General features: G+C 66.5%; 20 protein-coding genes. 6 read left to right on the top strand and 14 right to left on the bottom strand.

The window, feature by feature from the left end; all coding sequences use genetic code 11:
* Nucleotides 1–136: 136 nt before the first annotated feature.
* The 4 genes from AC27VL_RS17545 to rodA (AC27VL_RS17560) form a co-directional block, all read right to left on the bottom strand.
* Nucleotides 137–1,381: a septal ring lytic transglycosylase RlpA family protein gene (locus AC27VL_RS17545; protein WP_488767616.1), complete on the bottom strand. Its 1,245-nt coding sequence runs from the start codon at nucleotides 1,379–1,381 to the stop codon at nucleotides 137–139.
* Nucleotides 1,378–2,523, bottom strand: coding sequence for a lytic murein transglycosylase B (gene mltB / locus AC27VL_RS17550; RefSeq protein ID WP_099820910.1), 1,146 nt, complete (start codon nucleotides 2,521–2,523; stop codon nucleotides 1,378–1,380). Before mltB ends, AC27VL_RS17545 begins: the two co-directional genes overlap by 4 nt.
* A gap of 272 nt (nucleotides 2,524–2,795) precedes the next feature.
* Nucleotides 2,796–3,047: a hypothetical protein gene (locus AC27VL_RS17555; RefSeq protein ID WP_100462472.1), complete on the bottom strand. Its 252-nt coding sequence runs from the start codon at nucleotides 3,045–3,047 to the stop codon at nucleotides 2,796–2,798.
* A 429-nt stretch (nucleotides 3,048–3,476) separates the two neighbouring features.
* Entirely contained in the window at nucleotides 3,477–4,553 is a 1,077-nt protein-coding gene (gene rodA, locus AC27VL_RS17560) for a rod shape-determining protein RodA (protein ID WP_488767619.1), read from the bottom strand.
* A gap of 418 nt (nucleotides 4,554–4,971) precedes the next feature.
* Here rodA (AC27VL_RS17560) and AC27VL_RS17565 point away from each other — a divergent pair, with 418 nt between their 5' ends.
* On the top strand, nucleotides 4,972–5,382 hold the full coding sequence (locus tag AC27VL_RS17565; RefSeq protein ID WP_488767620.1) for a hypothetical protein: 411 nt from the start codon (nucleotides 4,972–4,974) through the stop codon (nucleotides 5,380–5,382).
* A gap of 318 nt (nucleotides 5,383–5,700) precedes the next feature.
* Here AC27VL_RS17565 and rodA (AC27VL_RS17570) read toward each other — a convergent pair whose 3' ends face one another.
* The 5 genes from rodA (AC27VL_RS17570) to AC27VL_RS17590 form a co-directional block, all read right to left on the bottom strand.
* Nucleotides 5,701–6,813 carry a rod shape-determining protein RodA gene (rodA, locus tag AC27VL_RS17570; protein ID WP_089236947.1) on the bottom strand — a complete coding sequence of 371 codons (1,113 nt, stop codon included), beginning with the start codon at nucleotides 6,811–6,813 and terminating at the stop codon, nucleotides 5,701–5,703.
* Nucleotides 6,810–8,888, bottom strand: a complete 2,079-nt coding sequence (mrdA, locus tag AC27VL_RS17575) for a penicillin-binding protein 2 (RefSeq protein ID WP_488767623.1) — start codon at nucleotides 8,886–8,888, stop codon at nucleotides 6,810–6,812. Before mrdA ends, rodA (AC27VL_RS17570) begins: the two co-directional genes overlap by 4 nt.
* 3 nt (nucleotides 8,889–8,891) lie before the next feature.
* The gene (mreD, locus tag AC27VL_RS17580) at nucleotides 8,892–9,377 is read right to left on the bottom strand and encodes a rod shape-determining protein MreD (protein WP_089236951.1); all 486 of its coding nucleotides are present in this window, start codon (nucleotides 9,375–9,377) and stop codon (nucleotides 8,892–8,894) included.
* On the bottom strand, nucleotides 9,374–10,612 hold the full coding sequence (mreC, locus tag AC27VL_RS17585; protein ID WP_488767625.1) for a rod shape-determining protein MreC: 1,239 nt from the start codon (nucleotides 10,610–10,612) through the stop codon (nucleotides 9,374–9,376). Before mreC ends, mreD begins: the two co-directional genes overlap by 4 nt.
* 121 nt (nucleotides 10,613–10,733) lie before the next feature.
* Nucleotides 10,734–11,780, bottom strand: coding sequence for a rod shape-determining protein (locus tag AC27VL_RS17590; protein WP_025877255.1), 1,047 nt, complete (start codon nucleotides 11,778–11,780; stop codon nucleotides 10,734–10,736).
* A gap of 282 nt (nucleotides 11,781–12,062) precedes the next feature.
* On the opposite strand from AC27VL_RS17590, the gene AC27VL_RS17595 reads away from it, so the two are divergent.
* The gene (locus AC27VL_RS17595) at nucleotides 12,063–13,001 is read left to right on the top strand and encodes a carbohydrate kinase family protein (RefSeq protein WP_049463859.1); all 939 of its coding nucleotides are present in this window, start codon (nucleotides 12,063–12,065) and stop codon (nucleotides 12,999–13,001) included.
* Between the two features lie 178 nt (nucleotides 13,002–13,179).
* Here the strand turns inward: AC27VL_RS17595 and AC27VL_RS17600 are convergent, their stop codons facing one another.
* The 5 genes from AC27VL_RS17600 to ubiE form a co-directional block, all read right to left on the bottom strand.
* A complete protein-coding gene (locus AC27VL_RS17600; RefSeq protein WP_191077417.1) occupies nucleotides 13,180–15,153 on the bottom strand; it encodes an LTA synthase family protein in 1,974 nt (657 codons plus the stop codon).
* A 310-nt stretch (nucleotides 15,154–15,463) separates the two neighbouring features.
* A complete protein-coding gene (locus AC27VL_RS17605; RefSeq protein ID WP_409349559.1) occupies nucleotides 15,464–16,093 on the bottom strand; it encodes an HAD family hydrolase in 630 nt (209 codons plus the stop codon).
* Complete coding sequence (locus AC27VL_RS17610; RefSeq protein WP_100553586.1) at nucleotides 16,081–16,812, bottom strand: hypothetical protein; 732 nt, start codon at nucleotides 16,810–16,812, stop codon at nucleotides 16,081–16,083. Before AC27VL_RS17610 ends, AC27VL_RS17605 begins: the two co-directional genes overlap by 13 nt.
* 124 nt (nucleotides 16,813–16,936) lie before the next feature.
* Nucleotides 16,937–18,865, bottom strand: a complete 1,929-nt coding sequence (locus AC27VL_RS17615; protein ID WP_100553587.1) for a M1 family metallopeptidase — start codon at nucleotides 18,863–18,865, stop codon at nucleotides 16,937–16,939.
* 215 nt (nucleotides 18,866–19,080) lie between these two features.
* Nucleotides 19,081–19,842 carry a bifunctional demethylmenaquinone methyltransferase/2-methoxy-6-polyprenyl-1,4-benzoquinol methylase UbiE gene (gene ubiE, locus AC27VL_RS17620; RefSeq protein WP_032976541.1) on the bottom strand — a complete coding sequence of 254 codons (762 nt, stop codon included), beginning with the start codon at nucleotides 19,840–19,842 and terminating at the stop codon, nucleotides 19,081–19,083.
* 80 nt (nucleotides 19,843–19,922) lie between these two features.
* On the opposite strand from ubiE, the gene AC27VL_RS17625 reads away from it, so the two are divergent.
* The 4 genes from AC27VL_RS17625 (at nucleotide 19,923) to AC27VL_RS17640 (ending at nucleotide 21,735) form a co-directional block, all read left to right on the top strand.
* Nucleotides 19,923–20,375, top strand: a complete 453-nt coding sequence (locus tag AC27VL_RS17625) for a nucleoside deaminase (RefSeq protein ID WP_005411083.1) — start codon at nucleotides 19,923–19,925, stop codon at nucleotides 20,373–20,375.
* Nucleotides 20,376–20,575: 200 nt separating this feature from the next.
* Nucleotides 20,576–20,836 carry a hypothetical protein gene (locus AC27VL_RS17630; protein WP_089238112.1) on the top strand — a complete coding sequence of 87 codons (261 nt, stop codon included), beginning with the start codon at nucleotides 20,576–20,578 and terminating at the stop codon, nucleotides 20,834–20,836.
* A 75-nt stretch (nucleotides 20,837–20,911) separates the two neighbouring features.
* Nucleotides 20,912–21,238 carry a hypothetical protein gene (locus AC27VL_RS17635; RefSeq protein ID WP_089236961.1) on the top strand — a complete coding sequence of 109 codons (327 nt, stop codon included), beginning with the start codon at nucleotides 20,912–20,914 and terminating at the stop codon, nucleotides 21,236–21,238.
* Nucleotides 21,239–21,312: 74 nt separating this feature from the next.
* The gene (locus tag AC27VL_RS17640) at nucleotides 21,313–21,735 is read left to right on the top strand and encodes a low affinity iron permease family protein (RefSeq protein ID WP_488767631.1); all 423 of its coding nucleotides are present in this window, start codon (nucleotides 21,313–21,315) and stop codon (nucleotides 21,733–21,735) included.
* The last annotated feature ends 125 nt before the right edge of the window (nucleotides 21,736–21,860 follow it).

Consider the following 21,860-nt stretch of genomic DNA (forward strand, 5'->3'; position numbering starts at 1 on the left):
CGGCCAGGGCAGTGGCGGCGGAACGGAAATTCATGGGACAGCAGGCTCCAGGGGACGGCCGGAAAATGAAGGATGGGGCGAGGTGGCCATTGTAAGGCCGGGGTGGCAAGGGCCGGCAGCACCGGCCCGGGCGGAATCAGTCCTTGACGATCTGTGGCGAGCCAAAGCCCAGACCCGAGATGCGCCCGGCAAGTTCCGCCGCGCTCGCATGGTCGCTGGCGGGAACCCGCAGGCGCCACAGGGTACGACCACCGGCAGCGATGTCGCTGATGGTGGCACCGACGATGCCGGCGGCGTTGAGCTGGCCCATCGCCCGGTTGGCATTGTCGCGGTTCGAGAAGCTGGCGACCTGCAGCATCACCGCGCCCACCACCTTCTGCGACAGGCTGGGGCTGCTGGCCGGGGCCGGGCTGCGCGGCATGGCAGTGGCCACGACCGGCACTGCGGGACGCGGCGCGGGTGCGCTGGGCGGCAGGCTGCTGACCGCCACCTCCGGCATCGTGCTGACGGCGGCCTGGGTGGTGGCCGGCTGGCCACGCGCCGGCGCCCCGTCGGCAGGCAGGCGGTTGACCAGGCGATCGATGTCACTGTCGGCGACCGCACGTGCGGCAGGTGCGGGGCGTGCGCTGGCGACGGCAGCGGTAGCCGCCGCCGCTTCAGCGGCACGGCGCTCGCGGCGCGACGGCTTCTGCGCCATCAGGTTGGTTTCACCCGGCTGCACCGCGCGCACTTCCACGTTGCCGGTACCGCGCTGGGTGATCCCCAGGCGCACAGCGGCGGCATAGCTGAGATCGACCACGCGGCCATCGTGGAACGGACCGCGATCATTGACGCGCACGATCACCGATTCGCCGTTGTCCAGGTTGGTCACGCGGGCGAAGCTGGGCAGCGGCAGCGTCTTGTGCGCGGCGGTGAACTGGTACATGTCGTAGACCTCGCGGTTGGAGGTCAGGCGGCCGTGGAACTTGGCGCCGTAGTACGAAGCGGTGCCGCGTTCAACGTAGTTGCGGGTGTCGTCGAGCACCTTGTACTGCTTGCCCAGCACCACGTAGGGCGATTTGTTGCCGATCGCCGAGCGGTCTTCATTGGTGACCAGCGGCTCGGGAATGCAGGCCACGTTGGGCACATAGCTGGGCGTAGTGTCTTTCACGCCGGGCTTGTACAGGCCACCGGCGGTGTAGTTGCCACGGGTGGACATGTCCTCGGTGGCCGCCGCGTACGGCGAGCCCTCCGGACAATGCGCCGGACGCCCGCCCTTGCCCTGCACCACCGTGCCGGATGGCTTGCCACCATGGCCGGCGGTCGCCGGCTTCTTCGGCGCGCTGCTGCAGGCGGCCAGCGCGAGGACGATCAATCCAGGGACCAGCCATCTGATGTTCATGCCGGGGGCAGCTCCTGTCCGGCAATGGCCTGCGACAACTGGAACACGGCCATCGCGTACATCTTCGAGAGGTTGTAACGGGTGATCGCGTAGTAGTTCTGGAAGCCCAGCCAGTACTGCTTGCCGGTGCTGCCTTCAAGCGTGATGGGGGTGGCGGTGGCGCCCGGCTGCACCGGTGCGCTCGGCTGGTAGCCACGCTGGGCCAGATCGGACAGCGACCAGGTGGGCATCCACTCGGTCGGGTTGAACTCTTCGCGGCCGGCAGCGAGCGTGGCCGGCACGGCGACCTGACCGCCGCGCACCCAACCGCCCTTCTTCACGAAGTAGTTGGCGATGGAGGAGAACACGTCGTCGTAGCTGGTGAACAGGTCACGGCGACCATCGCCGTTGCCGTCCACCGCGTAGTCCAGATAGCTGGAGGGCATGAACTGGCCCATGCCCATCGCGCCGGCATAGCTGCCCTTGAGCGTGGTGATGTCCAGCTTTTCCTCGCGACCGAGCTCGAACAGCTTGGCCAGCTCATCGCGGAAGAACAGCTCGCGGCGTACTTCGCGTTCCAGCTTGGCCGGGTCGCCACTGCGCGGGTAATAGAAGGCCAGCGTATACAGCGCATCGAGCACGCGATGGCTGCCGGCATTCTTGCCGTAGCTGGTTTCCACGCCGATGATCGCCACGATCACTTCAGCCGGTACGCCAGTGCGCTGCTGCACACGGTCCAGTTCAGCGCGATGCTGGGCAAGAAACGCCTTGCCGCCGTCGATGCGCGCCTTGCTGATGAACATCGGCCGGTATTCGTTCCACGGCTTGACCCGTTCGGCCGGCCGCGACATGGCGGCGATGATCGGCTGGCGCACCTGCGCCTGGTCGAGCACGTTGCGGATCTCATCGGGCTTCAGGCCGTAACGCTTGGCGGTATCGGCAATGAACCTGGCGCGCGCGGTTTCGAACGGCACCGGGGTGAGATCGACCGGTGCAGCCGTAGCGGCTGCCGCTTCCGGCGCGGCTTCGGCCGGGCCCTGGGGCTTGGCCGCCGGGTGGCGCGGCGTACTGCTGGCCTGGGGCGAAGTCGGAGGGGACGTCGGCTGGGTCGCACAGGCGACCAGGCCGAGGGTGAGCATGCAGGCCAGAGAACGTCGAATCATCACCGCAGGTTAGCAGGTCATGGATGAATTAAAACCCCTAAGACCATGAATCACAACGATTTGCTCGCGTTCAGCGAGAAATGTGAAGGCGTCGTGATTGACCTGCCCCATTCAGGCAGAGGTTGCCGGTTGCGTCCCCATCCCCGCAGACGCAACCGGCCGCCGGACCCGGTCGGTACCTGCGCGGCTGCCGCTCCCCAGTGGCAGTGCTCCGCGCTCCTTGTACCTGTTGGATCAGTACTGCTTTCCCATCCGACGCCCCTCGCGCTGCATCAAAGACGGCGCGCCATGCCGAACGGGCCGCCATTGTGCAGGCCGATTGCGACAAGTCCATTGATCAGGATCAACGCGGCGTCAAAATGTGAATTGGCGCCCACTTTTAATGGAACTTCGTCAGCGGGCATGCTGCTGTGCGGCGTTGTGGGAACGATTACAGAAATGCGCTTGCGCAGATTCATGCGTGCATCGGCGGCGAAGGTCGGCGAACGGCGCAGCCCCTCGTGGGTGGCCGCAAAGCGATTCATGGGGGGGGCCGGGTAGATGGACTGCGCAGGGGCCGCTGCAAGTACGTCCCTGTAAGCTCGGTCGCCGCATCCATGCGGCTCACGCCCCTGCGCAGCCCATCTACCCGGCCACGGACACGTTCCTGTGGCGTCCACCCACGCAAAGAGAAAAGAAGAGCAAAGAGCAACAGCGGGTCGCTTCGCTCTGAGCCGGGTCGGCCACGCTGCTTTTGCTTTTGATCTTCTTTTTCTTTTCCGTGGGCTGGCCGTACTCGGGAACTGTCAGGGGCCGGGCGGGTGGGCTGCGCAGGGGTGTCTGCGGCATGGATGCCGCGGACAAGCCCCCATGGATGGGTTTACGGCGTCCCCTGCACAGCTCACCCGCCCGGCCCAATCGATGAATCGCATTGAGCGGCCCACCCGCGAGGGGCTGCGCCGTTGGCTGGAAACCTACGCGTGTACCGGCCGGTGCCCGCGCACCGCCATCACCAGGCCGATGCCCGCCAGCAACGACACCGCCGAAGTGCCGCCGTAGCTGATCAGCGGCATCGGAATGCCCACCACCGGCAGCAAGCCGGAAATCATTCCGCCGTTGACCAGCACGTAGACGAAGAACGCCAGGCCGAGGCTGCCGGCCAACAGCCGCGCGTGCGTGTCGCGTGCCTGCACCGCGATCGACAGGCAGCGCCCGATCACGAACAGATACAAGGCGAACACCGTCACCACGCCGATCCAGCCGAATTCCTCGGCCAACACCGAGAACGCAAAATCGGTGGTGTACTCGGGCAGGAAATCCAATGTGGCCTGTGTGCCGTGGCCCCAGCCACGCCCCTGCATGCCACCCGAGCCGATGGCGATGCGCGATTGCAGGATGTTCCAACCGGTGCCCAAGGGATCGGCGGCCGGATCCAGGAAGGTCAGCACACGGTTCTTCTGGTACTGCCGCAGCAGCCCGAACCACGCCAGTGGCGCAGCCACCGACACCGCACTCAAGCCGGCCACCACCCAACGCCACTGCAGGCCAGCCAGCAGCAACGCAAACACACCGCTGGCCGTCACCAGCGTGGCCGTACCCAGGTTGGGCTGCATCAGGATCAGCACCGCTGGCACCCCGATCAGCACCGCTGCCGTCAGCACCGTGCGCGGCGATGGCGGCAGCGGCTGACGGTGCAGATACCAGGCCATCATCAACGGCAGGCTGAGCTTGAGCAGTTCCGAAGGTTGCAGATAGAACACGCCGAGGTTGAGCCAGCGTTGCCCGTATTTACCGGTACCGATCACATACACCGCCATCAACGGCAGCATCGACAGCGCGTAGATGGCAGGTGTCCACGCGCGCAGGCGCAGCAGCGAGACCCGCGACAACAGCCACATCGCCACCAGGCCACCGGCGAAGCGCATCGCCTGCCCATGCACCGGCCCGTTCACGCTGTGCAGCACTGCCAGGCCCGCGCCCATCAGGATCAACAACGCGACCAGCAACGGCAGATCGATCGTGCGCACTGCCTCACGGCAGCCGCCAAGCATTCGTTTCCATTTCACCCGTGGCACGGTAGCAACCGGTGCTTTCGCGAAGCTGTCAGCGCTGTTTGTCGCTATCGACACTTCGCGTAATGAGTGCCTTTGGCATCTGCATTTTCCGGGTTTCAAACAATTCTGATTGGAGCAGCGGGGGCTCCCGTGCACATCATGTAGTGCCACCGACAACGGGTGGCATGGGACTCCAATCCCGAAGGACAGACAGTTGTTTACGCTTGCCGGCCGGCGTCGCCCTTTCCTTGTTGGGTGGCGTCGGCTGGCAATCCGTCCGTGCGTCTTTGGCGGGCGGTGCGTGGAGGGCCATGTGCCCGCCGGAACTGTCTGTCCCCGGTATTGGAGCCACGCATCGTCCGCCACCCTCGCACGCACGCGGGGTGGCCCTTGCCTACCGCACAAGGATGCCGCCATGTCCGCTTCCACCTACCCTTACCTGTTCGCCACGCTGGGCGAGGCCGCCCACCAGCTGCCGGACGACATCGCCCGCGCGCTGGAAACCACACTCACCGCAACGCAGGCCGCCAACAGTCCAGGCGGCCCTACCCTGCTGGACTGCCTGCAGCGCATCCGTCAGGTGGAAGCGGCAGATGGCCAACCGTGGCCACGCAAAGGGCGAACACAGGCGCAGTGCATGGCGATGGCGCGCATCGACCGCGCCAACGCCGGGCTGACCTTCCTGCTGGAACTGCTGCACGCCACCGAACGCGTGCGCGTGGACGGCGACGACACGCAGCAACTGGGCGACGACGCCCGCGAAGGCCTGCTGCTGGCCTGCCGAGGCCTGTCGGAATATGTGGATGTGCAGTTGCAGGCGGCGTGATGCGTGCGTCCCCGTGGAGCCAAGCCCACGCTCGGCGGCCTCTCGTATCGCGCAGGCCGTGAGCCGAGCATGGCTCGGCACTACAAAGAGCGAAGCGACCCGCTTCTGCTCTGCTTTTTTCTCTTTGCGTGGGTGGCCACCGCAGGAGACTGTCAGAGGCCGGGCGGGGTGGGTTCGCGGGGGTGTCCGCGGCATGGATGCCGCGGCCAAGCCCCCAGGGATGGGTTCACGGCGTCCCCCGCGAATCCACCCCGCCCGGCCAACCACGGCTGTTGCTTTCAGCAACCACCCACGAGGGGCTGCGCCGATGGCTGGAAACTACCCATACCCGCCATGCACCGGATTGTGACGACGCACCGCCATCACCAACCCGAACCCCGCCAGCAGCGACACCGCCGACGTACCGCCGTAACTGATCAACGGCATCGGCACGCCCACCACCGGCAGCAGGCCCGAGATCATCCCGCCGTTCACCAGCACGTAGACGAAGAACGCCAGGCCTGTTGCACCGGCCAGCAACCGCGAGTACGAATCGCGCGACTGGCTGGCGATCCACAGGCAGCGCCCGATCACCACCAGATACAGCGTCAGCACCAGCGCCACGCCGATCCAGCCGAACTCCTCGCTCAGCACCGAGAACGCGAAGTCCGTGGTCTGCTCGGGAATGAAATTCAGGTGTGACTGCGAGCCTTCGCCCCAGCCCTTGCCATCGAAACCGCCTGAACCAATGGCGATCTTCGACTGGATGATGTTCCAGCCCGCGCCCAGCGCGTCCATTTCCGGGTCCAGGAACATCATGATGCGGTCCTTCTGGTACGGCCGCAGCAACCAGAACCAGGCCACCGGCGCCACCGCGGCCACGCCGCCCACGCCCAGCCCCACCCACCACCATGGCAGGCCCGCCAGCAGCAGCACGAACACACCACTGGCGGCGATCAGCACGCCGGTACCGAAGTCCGGCTGCAGCATCACCAGCCCGGTCGGTACGCCGATGATCACCATCGCCACCAGCACCGTGTTGAAGCGCGGCGGCAGCGGCATCTTGTGCAGGTACCAGGCCACCATCATCGGCAGGCTGACCTTGAGCAGTTCGGCCGGCTGCAGGTAGAAGAACTTCAGGTCCAGCCACTGCCGGCCGTACTTGCCAGTGCCCAGCACGAACACCGCCAGCAACGGAATCATCGAGATGGCATAGATCAGCGGCGTCGCCGAGCGGATGCGCAGGATCGGCACCCGCGAGATGCCCCACATCGCCGCCAGGCCCACGGCAAAACGCACGCCCTGCGCCATCACCAGGCCATCGCCGCCAGCACTCTTCAACGTTGCCAGGCCGATCACCATCAGCGCGCCCAGGGCCAGGCACAGCACCCAGTCGAGGCTGCTGAAGAACCGCTGCAGCATTTCGCCGGCCCAACGCAGGAACGCGCTCATCGGCTGGCCTCCGCCGCGACAGTCGGGCGAGGACCGACCGGCACCGCCGCAGCAGACGGTGAACCCGGAACCGGGGCTGGCGCCGGTGGCGGTGCGGGCATGCCGATCAGCACCGGGTGCTCGCCCAGCTCGGCGGCAGCGGCGTCACCGGCCGGGCGCGCGTTCACGTCCTCGTTGTCGAAGGCGGTGATGCCAATGGCGGTGGTGCCGCGTTCGCTGTCCAGCGACTGCATGCCCTCAGGCATCTTGCCCAGCAGCCAGGCGTCGAAGATCTTGCGCGCGATCGGTGCGGCGGCCGCGCCACCGTAACCGCCGCCTTCCACGGCGATGGCCAGCGCGATCACCGGCTGCTCGGCCGGCGCAAAGCCGACGAACAGCGCACGGTGGCGCAGGTGCATCGGCAGGCTTCTGGGATTGACCGCGGCCGTGCCCTTGCGGCTGACGACCTGCGCGGTGCCGGTCTTGCCGGCCATCGTATAGGGCGCGCCAGCCGCCATGCGTGCGGCGCTGCCGCCGGGAAGCATGGTGGCCATCATGCCTTCGCGCACCGCCTGAAGATTGTTCGGGTTGGGGCTGACCGGCTTGCTCGGGCCGGGCTCCGCCGCCACCCAGTCGCTGTCGAAACCAGCACGCTGCTGCATCACCAGATGCGGCGTGCGCAGTTGGCCATTGGCCAGGCCGCTGACACCACGGGCCAGCTGCAGCGGAGTGACCTTCCAGTCGCCCTGGCCGATGCTGATGTTCACCGTGTCGCCGGGATACCAGGCTTCCTTGCGGCTTTTCCGCTTGTAGGCCGGCGACGGCAGGATGCCGGAGATCTCGCCGGTCAGATCGATGCCGGTCGGCTGGCCGAAGCCGTAGTACTCCATGTAATGGTCGAACCGCTCGATGCCCAGGTCCAATGCCAGCCGGTAGTAATACGTATTGACCGACTGCGCGATGGACTTGCGCAGATCGGTCCAGCCGTGACCGCCACGGTGCGAGTCACCCCAGCCACGCGAGGTGCCCGGCAGATAGAACATGCCGGTCGACAGTACCTTGTCCTCCGGACGGCGAACGCCCGAATCGAGGCCGGCCAGGCCGATCAGCGGCTTCAGAGTCGAACCGGGGGCGACGCCACCGAGCACCAGGCGATTGAACTGCGGGCGCGACGGGTTGTCGTTCAGCGCCTTGAATTCCGCGTGCGAGATGCCGTTGACGAACAGGTTCGGGTCGTAGGACGGCAGGCTGACCATTGCCAGCACTTCACCGGTACGTGGGTCCATCGCCACGGCCGAGCCTTCCTGCTCACCGAAGGCGGCCACCATCGCCCGCTGCAGGTCGGCGTCGATCGACAGCCTCAGGTCGGCGCCGGATTGTGCGGCGACGCGGCCGATGGTGCGGATCGCACGGCCCTGCACGTTGGTCTCGACCTGCTCGTAGCCGACCTTGCCGCGCAGTTCCTGCTCGTAATAGCGCTCCAGGCCCGACTTGCCGATATGGGTCAGCGCGGCATTGCCTTCGCCGAGGATCTCCAGATCCTTGTCGTCCACGCGGCCGACGTAGCCGATGATGTGCGCGAACAGGTCGCCATAGGGATAGCGACGGGTCAGGTACGGTTCCAGCTCGACGCCGGGAAAGCGCCAGCGGTCCACTGCGAAGCGCGCCATTTCCTCATCGCTCATGCGCAGCTTCAGCGTGACCGGCAGGAACTTGCGGCGCGCCTTGCGCGACTTGTTGAACGCTTCCAGCTCTTCCGGGCTGATCTGGATGATCTTCCCCAGCCCTTCCAGGGTGGCATCCATGTCCTTGACCTTGTCCGGGGTCACATCCAAGCGGAACGCCGGCACGTTCTCGGCCAGCAGGCGCCCGTTGCGGTCATAGATCATGCCGCGCCCGGGCACTACCGGCCGCGGCTTGATGCGGTTGGCTTCGGACCGGGTGGCGTAGATGTCGTGGTCCAGCACCTGCAGCTTGAAGTACCAGCCGCCCAGGCCCAGCAGGCAGACCAGCACGCCGAAGAAGCCCAGCGCCGCGCGGCGCCGGAACTGTTCGGCTTCGGCGTGCGGATTCTTGACCTGGCGGCGCGGCAGCATGGCTCAGCGCCCGCGCTTGCCGAAGCGCACCGCGTCCAGCAGCACGAACACCAGCGGCCACAGGCCCATGCCGAGCAGCGGTGCCCACCAGTACGACCACGGCAGCGTCGGCTCGCCCACCAGGATGTGGACCAGCGCGCTGACGATGCGGTCGTTGAACAGCAGGCCGCCGATGGCCAGCATCTGCTGCGACATCGGGAAGAAGCGGATGCGTGCGCGGAAGCGCTGCAGGATGAAGGCCAGCATCACCAGCCGCAGCGCCTGTTCGCCCAGCACCCCGCCATACAGCAGGTCGGCGACGACGCCGCTGGCGAAGGCGATGCCGAGGCCGACGCGTTCGGGCGCTTCGATCACCCAGTAGGCCAGCACCAATGCCAGCCAATACGGACGCAGCGGCTGCAGCAGCGCCGGCAACGGCAGCAGGCCCAGCAGCAGGGCCACCACCACGCTGGCCGGCAGCACCCAGCGGTTGTCGCGAAGGCGGCTCATCGTTGCGCCTCCGGCTGCGGCTGAGTTTGCTGCGGTTGCCGGCCAGCGGCCGGCACTACCGTGGAGCTGGCTGGGGGAGAGCCCCCTTGTTGTTCAAGGGGGCGCGCCGAAGGCGCAGGGTTAAGGGAGGATGCGGGGGCAGCCGGCCTCGTCGCAGACGAGGACGGTTGCCGGCCAGCGGCCGGCACTACCGGGGAGGTTTGCGTCGCCGAAGGTGTGGGGGCAGCCGTCCCCGTCGAAGACGAGGACGGTTGCTGGCCAGCGGCCGGCACTACCGGGGTGGGCTGCGCCGTCGAAGGCGCCGTCGGCGCGGCGCCGGTCGGCAGCGCTGTGGCATCGGCCGGGCCACCGGGAGCGGCCTGTTCCATCTGCAGGCGCAGGTTCGGCGGAATGCGGATCGCTGCGCCCGGGCGCAGCAGCAGCACGTCTCGGCCGCGATCAAGCTGCGCGGCCGGCTTCAGTTCGCCCACCAGGAAGGCATGGGTATCGTCCGGGCGCAGCCCGGTGATGGTGCCGACCGGGAATCCGGCCGGGAAGCGACCGCCAAGACCGGACGTAACGATCTCGTCGCCCACTTCCACACCAGCGCTGAGCGGGATGTCGCGCAGTTCCAGCTTGTCGCCGCGGCCGTAGACGATCAGGCGCACGCCGTTGCGGGCCACGGTCACCGGCACCGCGTGGTCGGGGTCGGTCAGCAACAGCACGGTGGAGCTGCCCGCAGTCACGTTGATCACCTGGCCCATCAGGCCGCCGGAATCGATCACCGCCTGGCCGACGTGCACGCCTTCGCGGCTGCCGGCATCCAGCACCAGGCGCTGTTTGACCGGGTCCAGGTCGATGTCCAGGATCGGCGCCAGCTGCACGTCCAGGCCACTGCGCTCGGCCACGTTCAGCAGTTCGCGCAGCTGGGCGTTGTCCAGCGCGGCGGTCTGCAGACGGGTCAGGCGGGCGTTGGCCAGCAGCAGCTGGTTGCGCAGCTCGCGGTTCTCGGTCACCAGCTGGCCGTGGCTGGCGGCGGTGTCGCGCACCTGCCCGCCGAGCTTGCCGGGCAGGCCGGCCAGGGCCCACACCGGCTGCACCAGGCTGTTGGCCTGCTCGCGCAGACGCGCCAGCCAGCCGGCCTGGTCGTCGAGGACGATCAAGGTGATTGCCAGTGCGAGATAGGCCAGCAGCCGCAGCGGGCTGGCGGCATCACCGGATCGGGAAGCGACGGGAGGTCCGGCGTAGGGCGGCACGGCAGCGATTCAACTGGCAGAAGGCGGAAGGGAAACACGCGGGCGCCCCGCCGGTGCCGTCCCGCCGATGTGGCGGGACGCACCCCGGAGGGGCGCTGCGGGCGCAGGCAGCCGGGACGGCTTATTCCGGCGCAAAGAACTCGTTGCCGTGCATGTCGACCAGTTCCAGCGCACGACCGCCACCGCGGGCCACGCAGGTCAGCGGGTCGTCAGCCACCTGCACGTGCAGACCGGTTTCCTCGGAAATCAGGCGGTCCATGTCGCGCAGCAGGGCGCCACCACCGGTCAGCACGATGCCGCGCTCGGCGACGTCGGCGCACAGTTCCGGCGGGGTCTGTTCCAGTGCCAGCTTGACCGCGCTGACAATGCCCGACAGCGGCTCGTGCAGCGCTTCAAGCACTTCGTTGGAGCTGATCTTGATCATCTTCGGCACGCCCTCGGCGAGGTTGCGGCCGGAGATTTCCATCTCGATCGCTTCCGCCTGCGGGTAGGCACAGCCCAGTTCGACCTTGATGCGCTCGGCGGTGGCTTCACCGATCAGCATGCCGTGGTTGCGGCGCACGTAGTTGGTGATCGATTCGTCGAAGCGGTCGCCGCCGATGCGTACGGAAGCGGAATAGACGATGCCATTGAGCGAGATCACCGCCACTTCGGTGGTGCCGCCGCCGATGTCGATGACCATCGAGCCACGGGCCTCGGTGACCGGCATGCCGGCGCCGATCGCGGCCGCCATCGGCTCTTCGATCAGGAACACGTCACGGGCACCGGCCTCCTCGGCCGATTCCTTGATCGCGCGGCGCTCGACCTGGGTCGAGCCGGCCGGCACGCAGACCAGCACGCGCGGGCTCGGGCGCAGGAAGCGCGACTTGTGCACCTTCTTGATGAAGTGCTTGAGCATCGCCTCGGTGTAGGTGAAGTCGGCGATGACGCCGTCTTTCATCGGGCGGATGGTGGTGATGTGGCCCGGGGTACGGCCGAGCATCTGCTTGGCCTCGGCGCCAACGGCTGCCACCGACCGGGTACCACCAATGGCGCGATCCTGGCGCACCGCGACCACGGACGGCTCGTTCAGCACGATTCCCTGCCCACGCACATAGATGAGGGTGTTGGCCGTGCCCAGGTCGATGGACAGGTCATTGGAGAACATGCCGCGCAGTTTCTTGAACATCTGGGAGTTGATCCTGAGGGGTGTCGCGCCCAACGCGGGATGGCGAAAAAATGGGCAGAAATCGAGGTCGACAAGCCTAGCAACCTGCCTGCCGCCGAGCAAGGAGAAAACTAGCTGAACCCGCGCCTTCACAGGCTTTCGGCCTGATCGGGCATCACCCGGTTCTGGCCCTGAGCGGCACCAGCGGGTAACCTTTGCGCCGTCGGGCGCCCAAGGGCGCCGTTTGCTTGCCTGCCGAAGTGGGCCGGCCCATCCCAAAATTCACCGCATAGGCTTACATCGATGTCCGCTCTGATCTGTGGTTCTCTTGCCTTCGACACCATCATGGTGTTCCCGGACCAGTTCAAGAATCACATCCTGCCGGACAAGGTGCACATCCTGAACGTGTCGTTCCTGGTGCCGCGCATGCGCCGCGAGTTCGGCGGCTGCGCCGGCAACATCGCCTACAACCTGCACCTGCTGGGTGGCGATCCGATCCCGATGGGCACGGTGGGTTCGGACTTCGGCCCGTACCGCGAGCACTTCGATGCACTGGGCATCGACCTCACCCGCGTGCGCGTGATCGATGAGCTGTTCACCCCGCAGGCGTTCATCACCACCGACCACGACAACAACCAGATCACCGCCTTCCACCCGGGCGCGATGATGCGTTCCTACGAAAACCACGTGCGCGACGTGCCGGGCGTCAGCCTCGGCCTGGTCGGCCCGGACGGCCGCGAAGGCATGATCCAGAACGCACTGGAATTCCACGAAGACGGCGTGCCGTTCATCTTCGACCCGGGCCAGGCCATGCCGCTGTTCAATGGCCCGGAACTGCGCGAGTTCATCGAGCAGGCCGATTACGTGGTGGTCAACGACTATGAGTCGAACCTGCTGCAGGAACGCACCGGCTGGAACGAAAAAGAGATCGTCAGCCGGGTCAAGGCCTACATCACCACCCGCGGCCCGAAGGGCGCGGTGATCCACACCCCGGAAAAGAGCTACGACATCCCGCCGGCGCACGAGCGCCGCGTAGTCGATCCGACCGGCTGTGGCGACGCCTTCCGCGCCGGCCTGATCTACGGCATCCAGAAGGGCTTCGACTGGCTGACCATCGGCCGCATGGGCAACCTGATGGGCGCGCTGAAGGTCGAGCACCCGGGCACCCAGAACCAGCGCTTCACCTTCGATGAGTTCAACGAGCAGTTCAAGCAGCAGTTCGGTTACGCGCTGAGCGTGTAACCAAACTGCCCGCGCACCCGCTCGGTGGGTGTCGACCTTGGTCGACACTGCCGGCCAGCGGCCGGCACCGCTCTGGTAGCGCCGGGCCATGCCCGGCGGCTTTCCGACCAGACACCTTCGACTCCGGATGCAGCCCGCGCTGCGCGCTCGCCGGGCATGGCCCGGCGCTACCTCCAGCTCAGGGCTTGGCCTTCTCCGGCAAGCGGTACAGCTCTTTTTCGTAGGCCAGCGTGCCCCACATCGCGTAGGCATGTGCGCGCCGCGCCAGTTCCGGCCGCAACGGCTGCGGCTGCAGCTGATCGCTGGCCGGGTCGTAGCGGAAGCCCTGCGCTGGCTTGTCCGGCTGCAGGATGGCCACATCATTGCCCTCCATCCATGCCAGGTTGCGGTCGTACTGCATCAGCGCGCGTCCCGGCTGCAGCCGCTGCAGGTCGGTCAGGTCCTGTCCCACCGTCGGGGTGGGATCGGCAATGCCCAGCAGTGACAGCAGGGTCGGCGGCAGATCGATCTGGCTGACGATGCGGGTATCGCGGCGCGCCTCGATGCCACCGCCGAGGATCAACCCGGGAATATGGAAATTGCCGATCGGCACCATGTTCTTGCCGAACACCCGCGAATCATGGTCGGCCACCACCAGGAACACGGTGTCCTCCCAGTACGGTGAGGCCATCGCCTTGCGGAAGAACTCGCCCAGCGCGTAGTCGGCGTACTTGGCAGCGTTGTCGCGGGTCTGTTTCGGTTGCTCGTACAGGTCGATGCGGCCGTCCGGGAACTCGAACGGATCGTGGTTGCTGGAGGTGAACACCAGGCCGAAGAACGGCTTGCCCTGCGCTTTCAGCTGCCGGAACTGCTGGTCGGCCTGGCCGAACAGGTCTTCATCCGACGCCCCCCAGGAACCGACAAATGCCGGCTTGCGGTAATCCTTGCGATCCACGATGCGGTTGAAGCCATTGGCGAGGAAGAACTCGCGCATGTTGTCGAAGTGGCTTTCGCCGCCGTAATAGAAGCCGGTGTCGTAGCCATGCCGCCCCAGCACATCGGCCAGGGTGAAGAAGCGCTGGCGGCTGGCGGGCAGCTTGACCACCGATTCGGCCGGCGTCGGCGGGAATCCGGTCAGTACCGCCTCGATGCCGCGTACCGAACGCGTGCCGGTCGCATACAGACGCTCGAACGCCCAGCCCTGTGTGCTCAGGCGGTCGTAATTGGGCGACAACGGCCGCCCGCCGAGACTGCCGATGAACTGCGCGCCCAGGCTTTCTTCCAGCACGATCACCAGATTGCGCGGCTTGCCCTGGTACTGCGGCGGACGCAGCGCCAGGCTCGGCAATGCGTCGGAGACATACGCCGATGCCGGCAGGCCGCTGCTGGCGCGCAGTTCGCTGACCACCTCGGCCAGCGGCAGGTCACCGTAGACGCGCGAGGTTTCGCTGCGGGTCGCCAGTTGCCGCGCGGCATAGCCGACGGTGTACAGCGAATTCAGCGGCAAGGCGTTGATGGTCGGGTCGGTCGAGAACGCCACCAGTGCCGGATTCAAGGGCCGATGACCCAGGCTGGAACGCACGCCCAGCGCCGCCAGCAGCAGCACCAGGAACGCCAACGGCAGCCGCCACAGCCATCCCGCTTCGACTGCGACCATCGGGCTGTTGCCGACCCAGCGCCGCGACCCGCGAAGCAATGCCCAGAACAGCACGACCACCGCGGCAACTTCGATCACCACGGCCAGCAGATGGCCGCGCAACAGCGTCATCCCGACTTCTTCGGGATAGATCAGATATTCCAGGAACAGGCGATTGGGGCGCAGGCCGTACTCGGCCATGAAGCTCGGCGTGGCCAGCTCCATGAACACCAGCAGCACGCTGGCCAGGATCAGCCACCACCGCAGCAGATGGCGCCACGCGCGGCCCACGCGTCCTTCCAGCGGCAACAGCAGCGCCAGCACCGCCGGGATGCCGTACAGCAGGCACAGGGTCGACACATCCACCCGCAGCCCCTGCAGGAACACCGTGGCCCAGCCGTCAGCAGCACTGACCCGCGCGGCGTGCCACAGCGCCAACCCCAGTCGCGACAACGACAGGGCGACCAGGCCAAACAGGAAGAAGGCGGCAATCGGACACAGACGCCGGTACAGCGACACCCACACAGCTCGGAGCATGAAAGGAATCCAGAAATGGAGCAAAGGACACCCACGCCCCATCCTTGGCAGCGGGCCACACCGGACAACGTGTTACCCGACACAACCACCAGCGCAGCGAAACCACCCGCCGGCACCTTCAACGCCTACTGCGGCTTCGATCAGGCCGCGGCAGTGAGCGGCGACGGTTCCCCAACCGCCTCCGCTTCACCCCCGGCCGGGCATTCGCAGAACGTCCAGCCGGCCTCGCACAATACACTGTGATGACAGTCGAGAGTTGACCGCCGTGGCGGGGCCCAGATTCCCGCCACAGCGCGTACAGGGCGCCGCGCTAGCCTCGCCAGCGCTCCAGCACCGCCGCGCAATCGGCCAGGTGCCAACAGGCCATGCCGGGCCACGGGTTGTCCGGGGCATTGACCAGCAGCGTGCGACTGCCCGCCGCGCGGCCGCATTCCAGATCGAAGCGGTAGTCGCCCACCATCACCACCTGCGAAGGTTCCACCTGCCAGCGCCGCAGGAAGTACTGCAGCCCGGCAGGTGAAGGCTTCGGTTCGGCCTCGTCGCGACCGATGATGTCGTCTTCGGCAAATACGTCGCCCAGCCCGATCGCCTGCAGGGTGACCTGCGCGAGGCTGCGCACGTTGCGGGTCAGGATGCCCAGACGGCAACCGGTGCCCTGCAGCGTGCGCACCAGCGCCACCGCCCCCGTCGCCGGCTGGGACGCAGCGGCCAACGCGCGCTCGTGCGCCAGCAGCCAGGCATGCTTGGCGCTGGCTTCCGCGGCTGGCAACCCAGCCAGGTGGGTGAGGATGTCATCCTCCTGCGGAATCGCCAGTTCGCGCTTGATCCGCGCGAAATCATGCACCGCCACGGTCAGCGTGCCATCCATGTCGAACACCCAGTGGCGGATCGTCGACAGCGCCGGCGCAGCCACCCGTGCATTCACAGTCAATGCCACCACGCCGGCATGCGGCTGGCATCCACGCCACCGGTCTCGAACACGGCCGTGCGCGTGCCACCGGCCTTGACCGGGAATTCGATGCTGATCGACTTGCCCTTGGCTGCCAGCTTCCACAGCGCCTTCTGGTCGGTGATGAACATGGCGATCGCCTCATCGGTCTTCGGCCGCCATGCCGCCATGGAGATCGGCTTGCCACCGTCCACCGTGACCTTCACCGTGCACTGCGGGCAGCGGAAATCTCCGGCCTGCAGCACCAGGTAGGCATGACGCTTCCATTCGGGGTGATCGCGGAACACCAGCTGCACCGGCTTGGCGCCGCTGCCATCCACATCCACCCGTTCCTTGCTGAAGATCTGTGCCGACACCTGGTTGCCCTTGCTGCCGACCGGAATCTGGTTGTACTGCCACAGCCCCTGCATGCGGCGCAGATCACGCGCGGCATCACCCTTGGCCTTGACCTCGTCGAAGCCGGCGGCGATGCGCTCGGCGGCGGCGGTGTCCTTGTACTGGTCCAGCAGCGAGGCGCCATGCAGGCGCGCGCGCTCCCAGTCCTGCGCGGCCACGGCCATGTCGTACTGCTTGGCAACGTCTTCGGCCTTGGCTTCCTTCTGCGCCTGCACGGCGGCGGCGGCGGCCTCCTGCGCCTTGCGTTCTTCCTCGGGGTTGCTGCAGGCGGCCAGGGCCAGCGTGCAGGCGGTGAGCAGGATCAGTCGTTTCATGGCGGAGGTCCTTCGTGTTTGCGCTTTTTTGTAGAGTCGAGCCATGCTCGACTGCTGTTGAAAAGCCCGTCGAGCATGGCTCGACTCTACAAAAAAAGCGCCGGGCAGTGCCCGGCGCTTTTTCTTACTTCGCTTCAGCCTTGGCCAGCATGTCCTGCACCGAGGCGGTGGTGATCGGGTGGTAGCCCGGCTTGGCCTTCTCGAACGCCTGCTTGGCCAGTTCCAGCCCCTTCGGGGTCTTCACCAGTTCGGCGTAGATCGGCAGGATCAGCTTGCGACGACCGACACGCTCGATGAACGCAGCCGCCGCTTCATTGGCCTGCTCGTAACCGCTGCGGATGGTCAGCGGGTACCAGCGCATGGCGATCTCGCCATTCGGGGTGCCGGTGAAGTGGAACGCCTTGTCCAGCGTGGCCAGCTTGTCCAGCGGCTGGGTGGCGCCCAGGCCGTCGATGAAGCGGACCCACTCCTGGGTGCTCCACTCGGCGATCACCTGGCTGCTCGGCACGGTGCCGGCGCTGGCGAAAGCGATGCGCGCGGTATCCACGCTGCTGAAGTTGCGCGACTGCGCCTTGGCCGCGAACGCCGGAATGCCCGGCTCGTCCAGCCACGCCTTCAGTTCGGCTTCGGTGACCGCCGACGGATTCTTCGGCAGCAGGTTCTTCTTCAGGTACTCGACGAACTGGTCAGTGTTGGCGCTCTGGAAAGCGTGGTCATCGAACCAGCCGCGCAGGAACGGATCGAAGGTTTCGCGGCCGAAACGCTGTTCCAGGAATTCCAGGAACCACGAACCCTTGACGTAGGCCACCTGGCTCAGGGCTTCGTCCGGGTCACGCTCGTTCAGCGGCGGCAGCGCCAGCGCCTGGTCGGCCGGGCTCATGTCCTTCACTTCGGCCAGCAGATCGGTCTGGTCGATCTGCTTTTCCATCTCGGCCATCTCCTTGCCGTACAGGGCTTCGGTGATGCGGCCCTGGACGTAGGTGGTGAAGCCTTCGTTGAGCCAGATGTCCTTCCAGCTGGCGTTGGTCACCAGGTTGCCCGACCAGCTGTGTGCCAGTTCATGGGCGACCAGCGAGACCAGCGACTTGTCGCCGACGATCACGGTCGGAGTGGCGAAGGTCAGGCGCGGGTTTTCCATGCCACCGAACGGGAACGACGGCGGCAGCACCAGCATGTCGTAGCGGCCCCAGCGGTATTCGCCGTACAGCTTTTCGGCGGCACCGATCATCTTCTCGGTGTCTTCGAATTCCTTGGCGGCCTTGTTGACCATGGTCGGCTCGGCCCAGACGCCGGAACGGCCGGAGATCGGCTCGAACACCAGGTCGCCGGCGGCGATGGCCAGCAGGTAGGACGGAATCGGCTGCGGCATCTTGAAGGTGTAGTCACCGTCACGCGCGGCCTTGGGATCGTTGTCGGCGCTCATCAGCACCATCACGTCCGGGCGCGAGACCACGTGCGCGCTGTAGGTGAAGCGCACGCTCGGGGTGTCCTGCAGTGGCACCCAGGAACGGGCGTGGATCGCCTGCGACTGGCTGAACATGAAGGGCAGCTTCTTGCCCTCGGTCATCGACGGCGCCAGCCACTGCAGGCCCGACGCGGTCGGTGCGGTGTGGTAGGTCACCTCGACCTTGGCCGGCTGGTCCGGGGTTTCGATGGTCAGCTTGCTGCCGAACACCTTGTCCACCGGGGCCAGCACGAACTGCAGCGGGCTGCGCGCGCCGTCGGCGGCGATCGCTTCGACCTTGGCGATGCTCAGCTCGCGGGTGTCCAGCACCAGCTGCTTGGCATCCTTCTGCTTCCATTCCAGGGTGTAGGTGGCGGTGCCGCCGATCTGCTTCTGGTCGAAGTCCAGCTTCAGATCCAGCGCGATGTCCTTGACGACGACCTTGTCCGGCTCGGCGTACGAGCTTTCATCGTGGCTGCGGTTTTCGGCGTTCACGGGGGCGGCGGGAGCCTTCTGGGCAGTCGGGGCGGCGGCGGGTGCGGCCGCCTCCTGGGAGCAGCCGGCGGCCAGGGCCACGGCCAGCGGAAGGAGCATCAGCGGATTGCGCATGAATCGGGACCGTTACGGGGATCAAACCCCAATGGTACCTCTCCCCCGGCCGGGAAGCGTTGCGCGGTGCGGGGTAATGGCGGCGGGCGCGCGGTGGGGGCCCATGCCGACCAAGGTCGGCATCTACAGGTAGGTGCCAACCTTGGTTGGCACGGATACATCATCGCTCGCGGCGGGCGTGTGCCAACCAAGGTTGGCACCTACCAAAGCGAGGCTTACAGCTTGTAGCCGGAGTGGATCGAGACGATGCCGCCGGTCAGGTTCTTGTAGTGGCAGCGCTCGAAGCCCGCCTGCCCCATCATCGCCTTCAGCTCTTCCTGCGGCGGATGCTTGCGGATGCTCTCGGCCAGGTACTGGTAGCTGTCCGAATCGTTGGCGAACAGCTTGCCCAGCTTCGGCAGGATCTTGAACGAGTGGAAGTCGTAGATCGGCTTGAACCAGTCCGCGGTGACTTCGGAGAACTCCAGCACGCGGGCCTGGCCGCCCACCTTCAGCACGCGGTACATCTCGCGCAGGCCGGCGTCCTTGTCGGTCACGTTGCGCAGACCAAAGGCGATGGTCACCAGGTCGAAGCTGTTGTCCGGGAACGGCAGGGCTTCGGCGTTGCACTGCACGTAGTCCAGGCCGAGCACCAGGCCGCGGTTGGTCAGGCGGTCACGGCCGACCGACAGCATGCCGGCGTTGATGTCGCCCAGCACCACCGAACCCTCGGCACCGACCCGCTCCTTCAGCAGCGCGGCGATATCGCCGGTGCCCCCGGCCAGGTCGAGCACGCGGTCACCCGGCTTCACCTGCGCGGTGGCTACGTAGTAGCGCTTCCATGCCCGGTGCACGCCCATGCTCATCAGGTCGTTCATCAGGTCGTAGTTGCGCGCGACCGACGTGAACACCTGGCCGACCAGCTTCTGCTTGTCCTTGGCGTCAACGTCGCGGAACCCGAAATGGGTGGTACCGGATTTGTAGGGGGATTCGCTCATGCCCCCGATTATCGCACCGCCGGGCCCCTGCGGGGAACGCTGGCCGTATCATGGCGCCCCACGACCTACCGGAGCCCCGCATGATCACCACGCCCGACTACCAGGCCCTGCTGCAGACCGCCATCGCCGAAGCCCGCCAGGGCTTGGCCGAAGGCGGCGTGCCGATCGGCGCGGCGCTGTACCACAACGACGGCCGCCTGCTCGGCTGCGGCCACAACCGCCGCGTGCAGGAAGGCGACCCGTCCGTGCATGGCGAGACCGATGCCTTCCGCAAGGCCGGCCGCCAGCGCCGCTACCAGGACACCATCATGGTCACCACCCTGGCTCCGTGCTGGTACTGCTCGGGCCTGGTGCGGCAGTTCAACATCGGCACGGTGGTGGTCGGCGAATCGCGCACTTTCCAGGGCGGCATCGACTGGCTGCGCGAAAACGGCGTCAACGTGATCGACCTGGACAGCCAGGAATGCGTGGACCTGTTGGGCGGTTTCATTGCGCAACATCCGGAAATCTGGAACGAAGACATCGGCGAATGAGCATCCGCCACGGCTGATGAGTCCGCCTTGATGAACGCTTCAGTGCCGGCACACCCTTGTGCCGGCAGCGTCTGCCTGCTTCAACGTGAACTGCTGCGCAGTCAGCTGCGTGCAGTGCACACGCGCCACTAACATCCTGCTGCGCTGCCACGTCTAGGGTGGAATGCAACCGGGGCCCCCGCCCCGGCTTGGAGCCGACCATGCAAGCGCATGCGGTACGTCCTCCCAGCGACCCGGCCCTGGCCGCGATCTGGGACCGACTGCAGCAGCAATACGCACTGCACCAGCGCAGTGCCCCGTTCTGGAGCGCCTACCAGGACATGCAGCAGGATCTGCTGCTCGATCATCCCCGCGACCTGGTGCGCCTGTGCAATGCGATGGCCGGCATGGCCGAACGCCTGGGTGCGGTTGAACACGCACAGCTGCTGCGCCATCGCCACGCTGGCTGCACATCGCGCTGACGCGGCATGCACCACCGTCCGGGCCACACTGTAACGAGCCCCCACTCCCTTTCACCTTCAACCGATTGGATCGTCATGCACGCTGAAGTTCCCGCCATTCCCCCTGTCATCAATGTCGATGCGGAGCTGGATTACTGGCGCCGCCAGCACGCCGATGGCGCACTCGCGCACACCTCGTTCGGCACCTATGTGCCGTGGATCAAGTTCGCCTGTGATTCGCTGATCACCCAACCTCGCGCCAGCAATGCGCAGCGCGATGAGCTGTTCCAGACCCAGTACGCCCTGCAGATCATGCCGCGCCTGACCGAAGCGCAGGCCCGCGAATTCGTCGAACGCTGCTGGCAGCACGTCTACCTGGCCAGCCCGGTGCGCAGCCAGGAAGCACCGCGCCTGCGCGCCTGAGCCACCCGTTCGACTGCACGGCACCTGCACGGCCACGTGCCGATGATCGTCGTCATTCCAGTGGAACGATGACGATGAGCGCAAGGAACCTGTTCAATACGATCGCCAAGAAGGCCGCGGCCGCCACCGGCTCGCCGTGGACCTTCCTGGCCGCGGTGGCGATCGTCGTGCTGTGGGGCATCAGCGGCCCGATATTCAAGTTCAACGATACCTGGCAGCTGGTGATCAACACCGGCACCACGATCATCACCTTCCTGATGGTGTTCCTGATCCAGCACACGCAGAACTCGGACACGGCGGCGATGCAGATCAAGCTGGATGAACTGATCCGCGCCACTGCCGAGGCCAACAACGAGCTGCTGGACCTGGAAGAACTGGACGAAGAGCGTCTGGAAGAGATCCGCGCCGAGTACGAAAGGATGGCGCGCGAAGCCGGCGACGCGCTGACGCGGGTACGCTCCTGCCGCACCGAGCGGCGGGATGACGAAGCGGTGTGACCGGTAGTGCCGGCCGCTGGCCGGCAACTGCACGATCTCCGATGATCCCGACCTTCTGGTAGCGCCGGGCCATGCCCGGCGAGCGCGAAGCGCGGTCTGCTTCAGACACCCTGAATGTCGGGCGG

The organism is Stenotrophomonas sp. 14P6.2.3 (genome assembly GCF_057799055.1).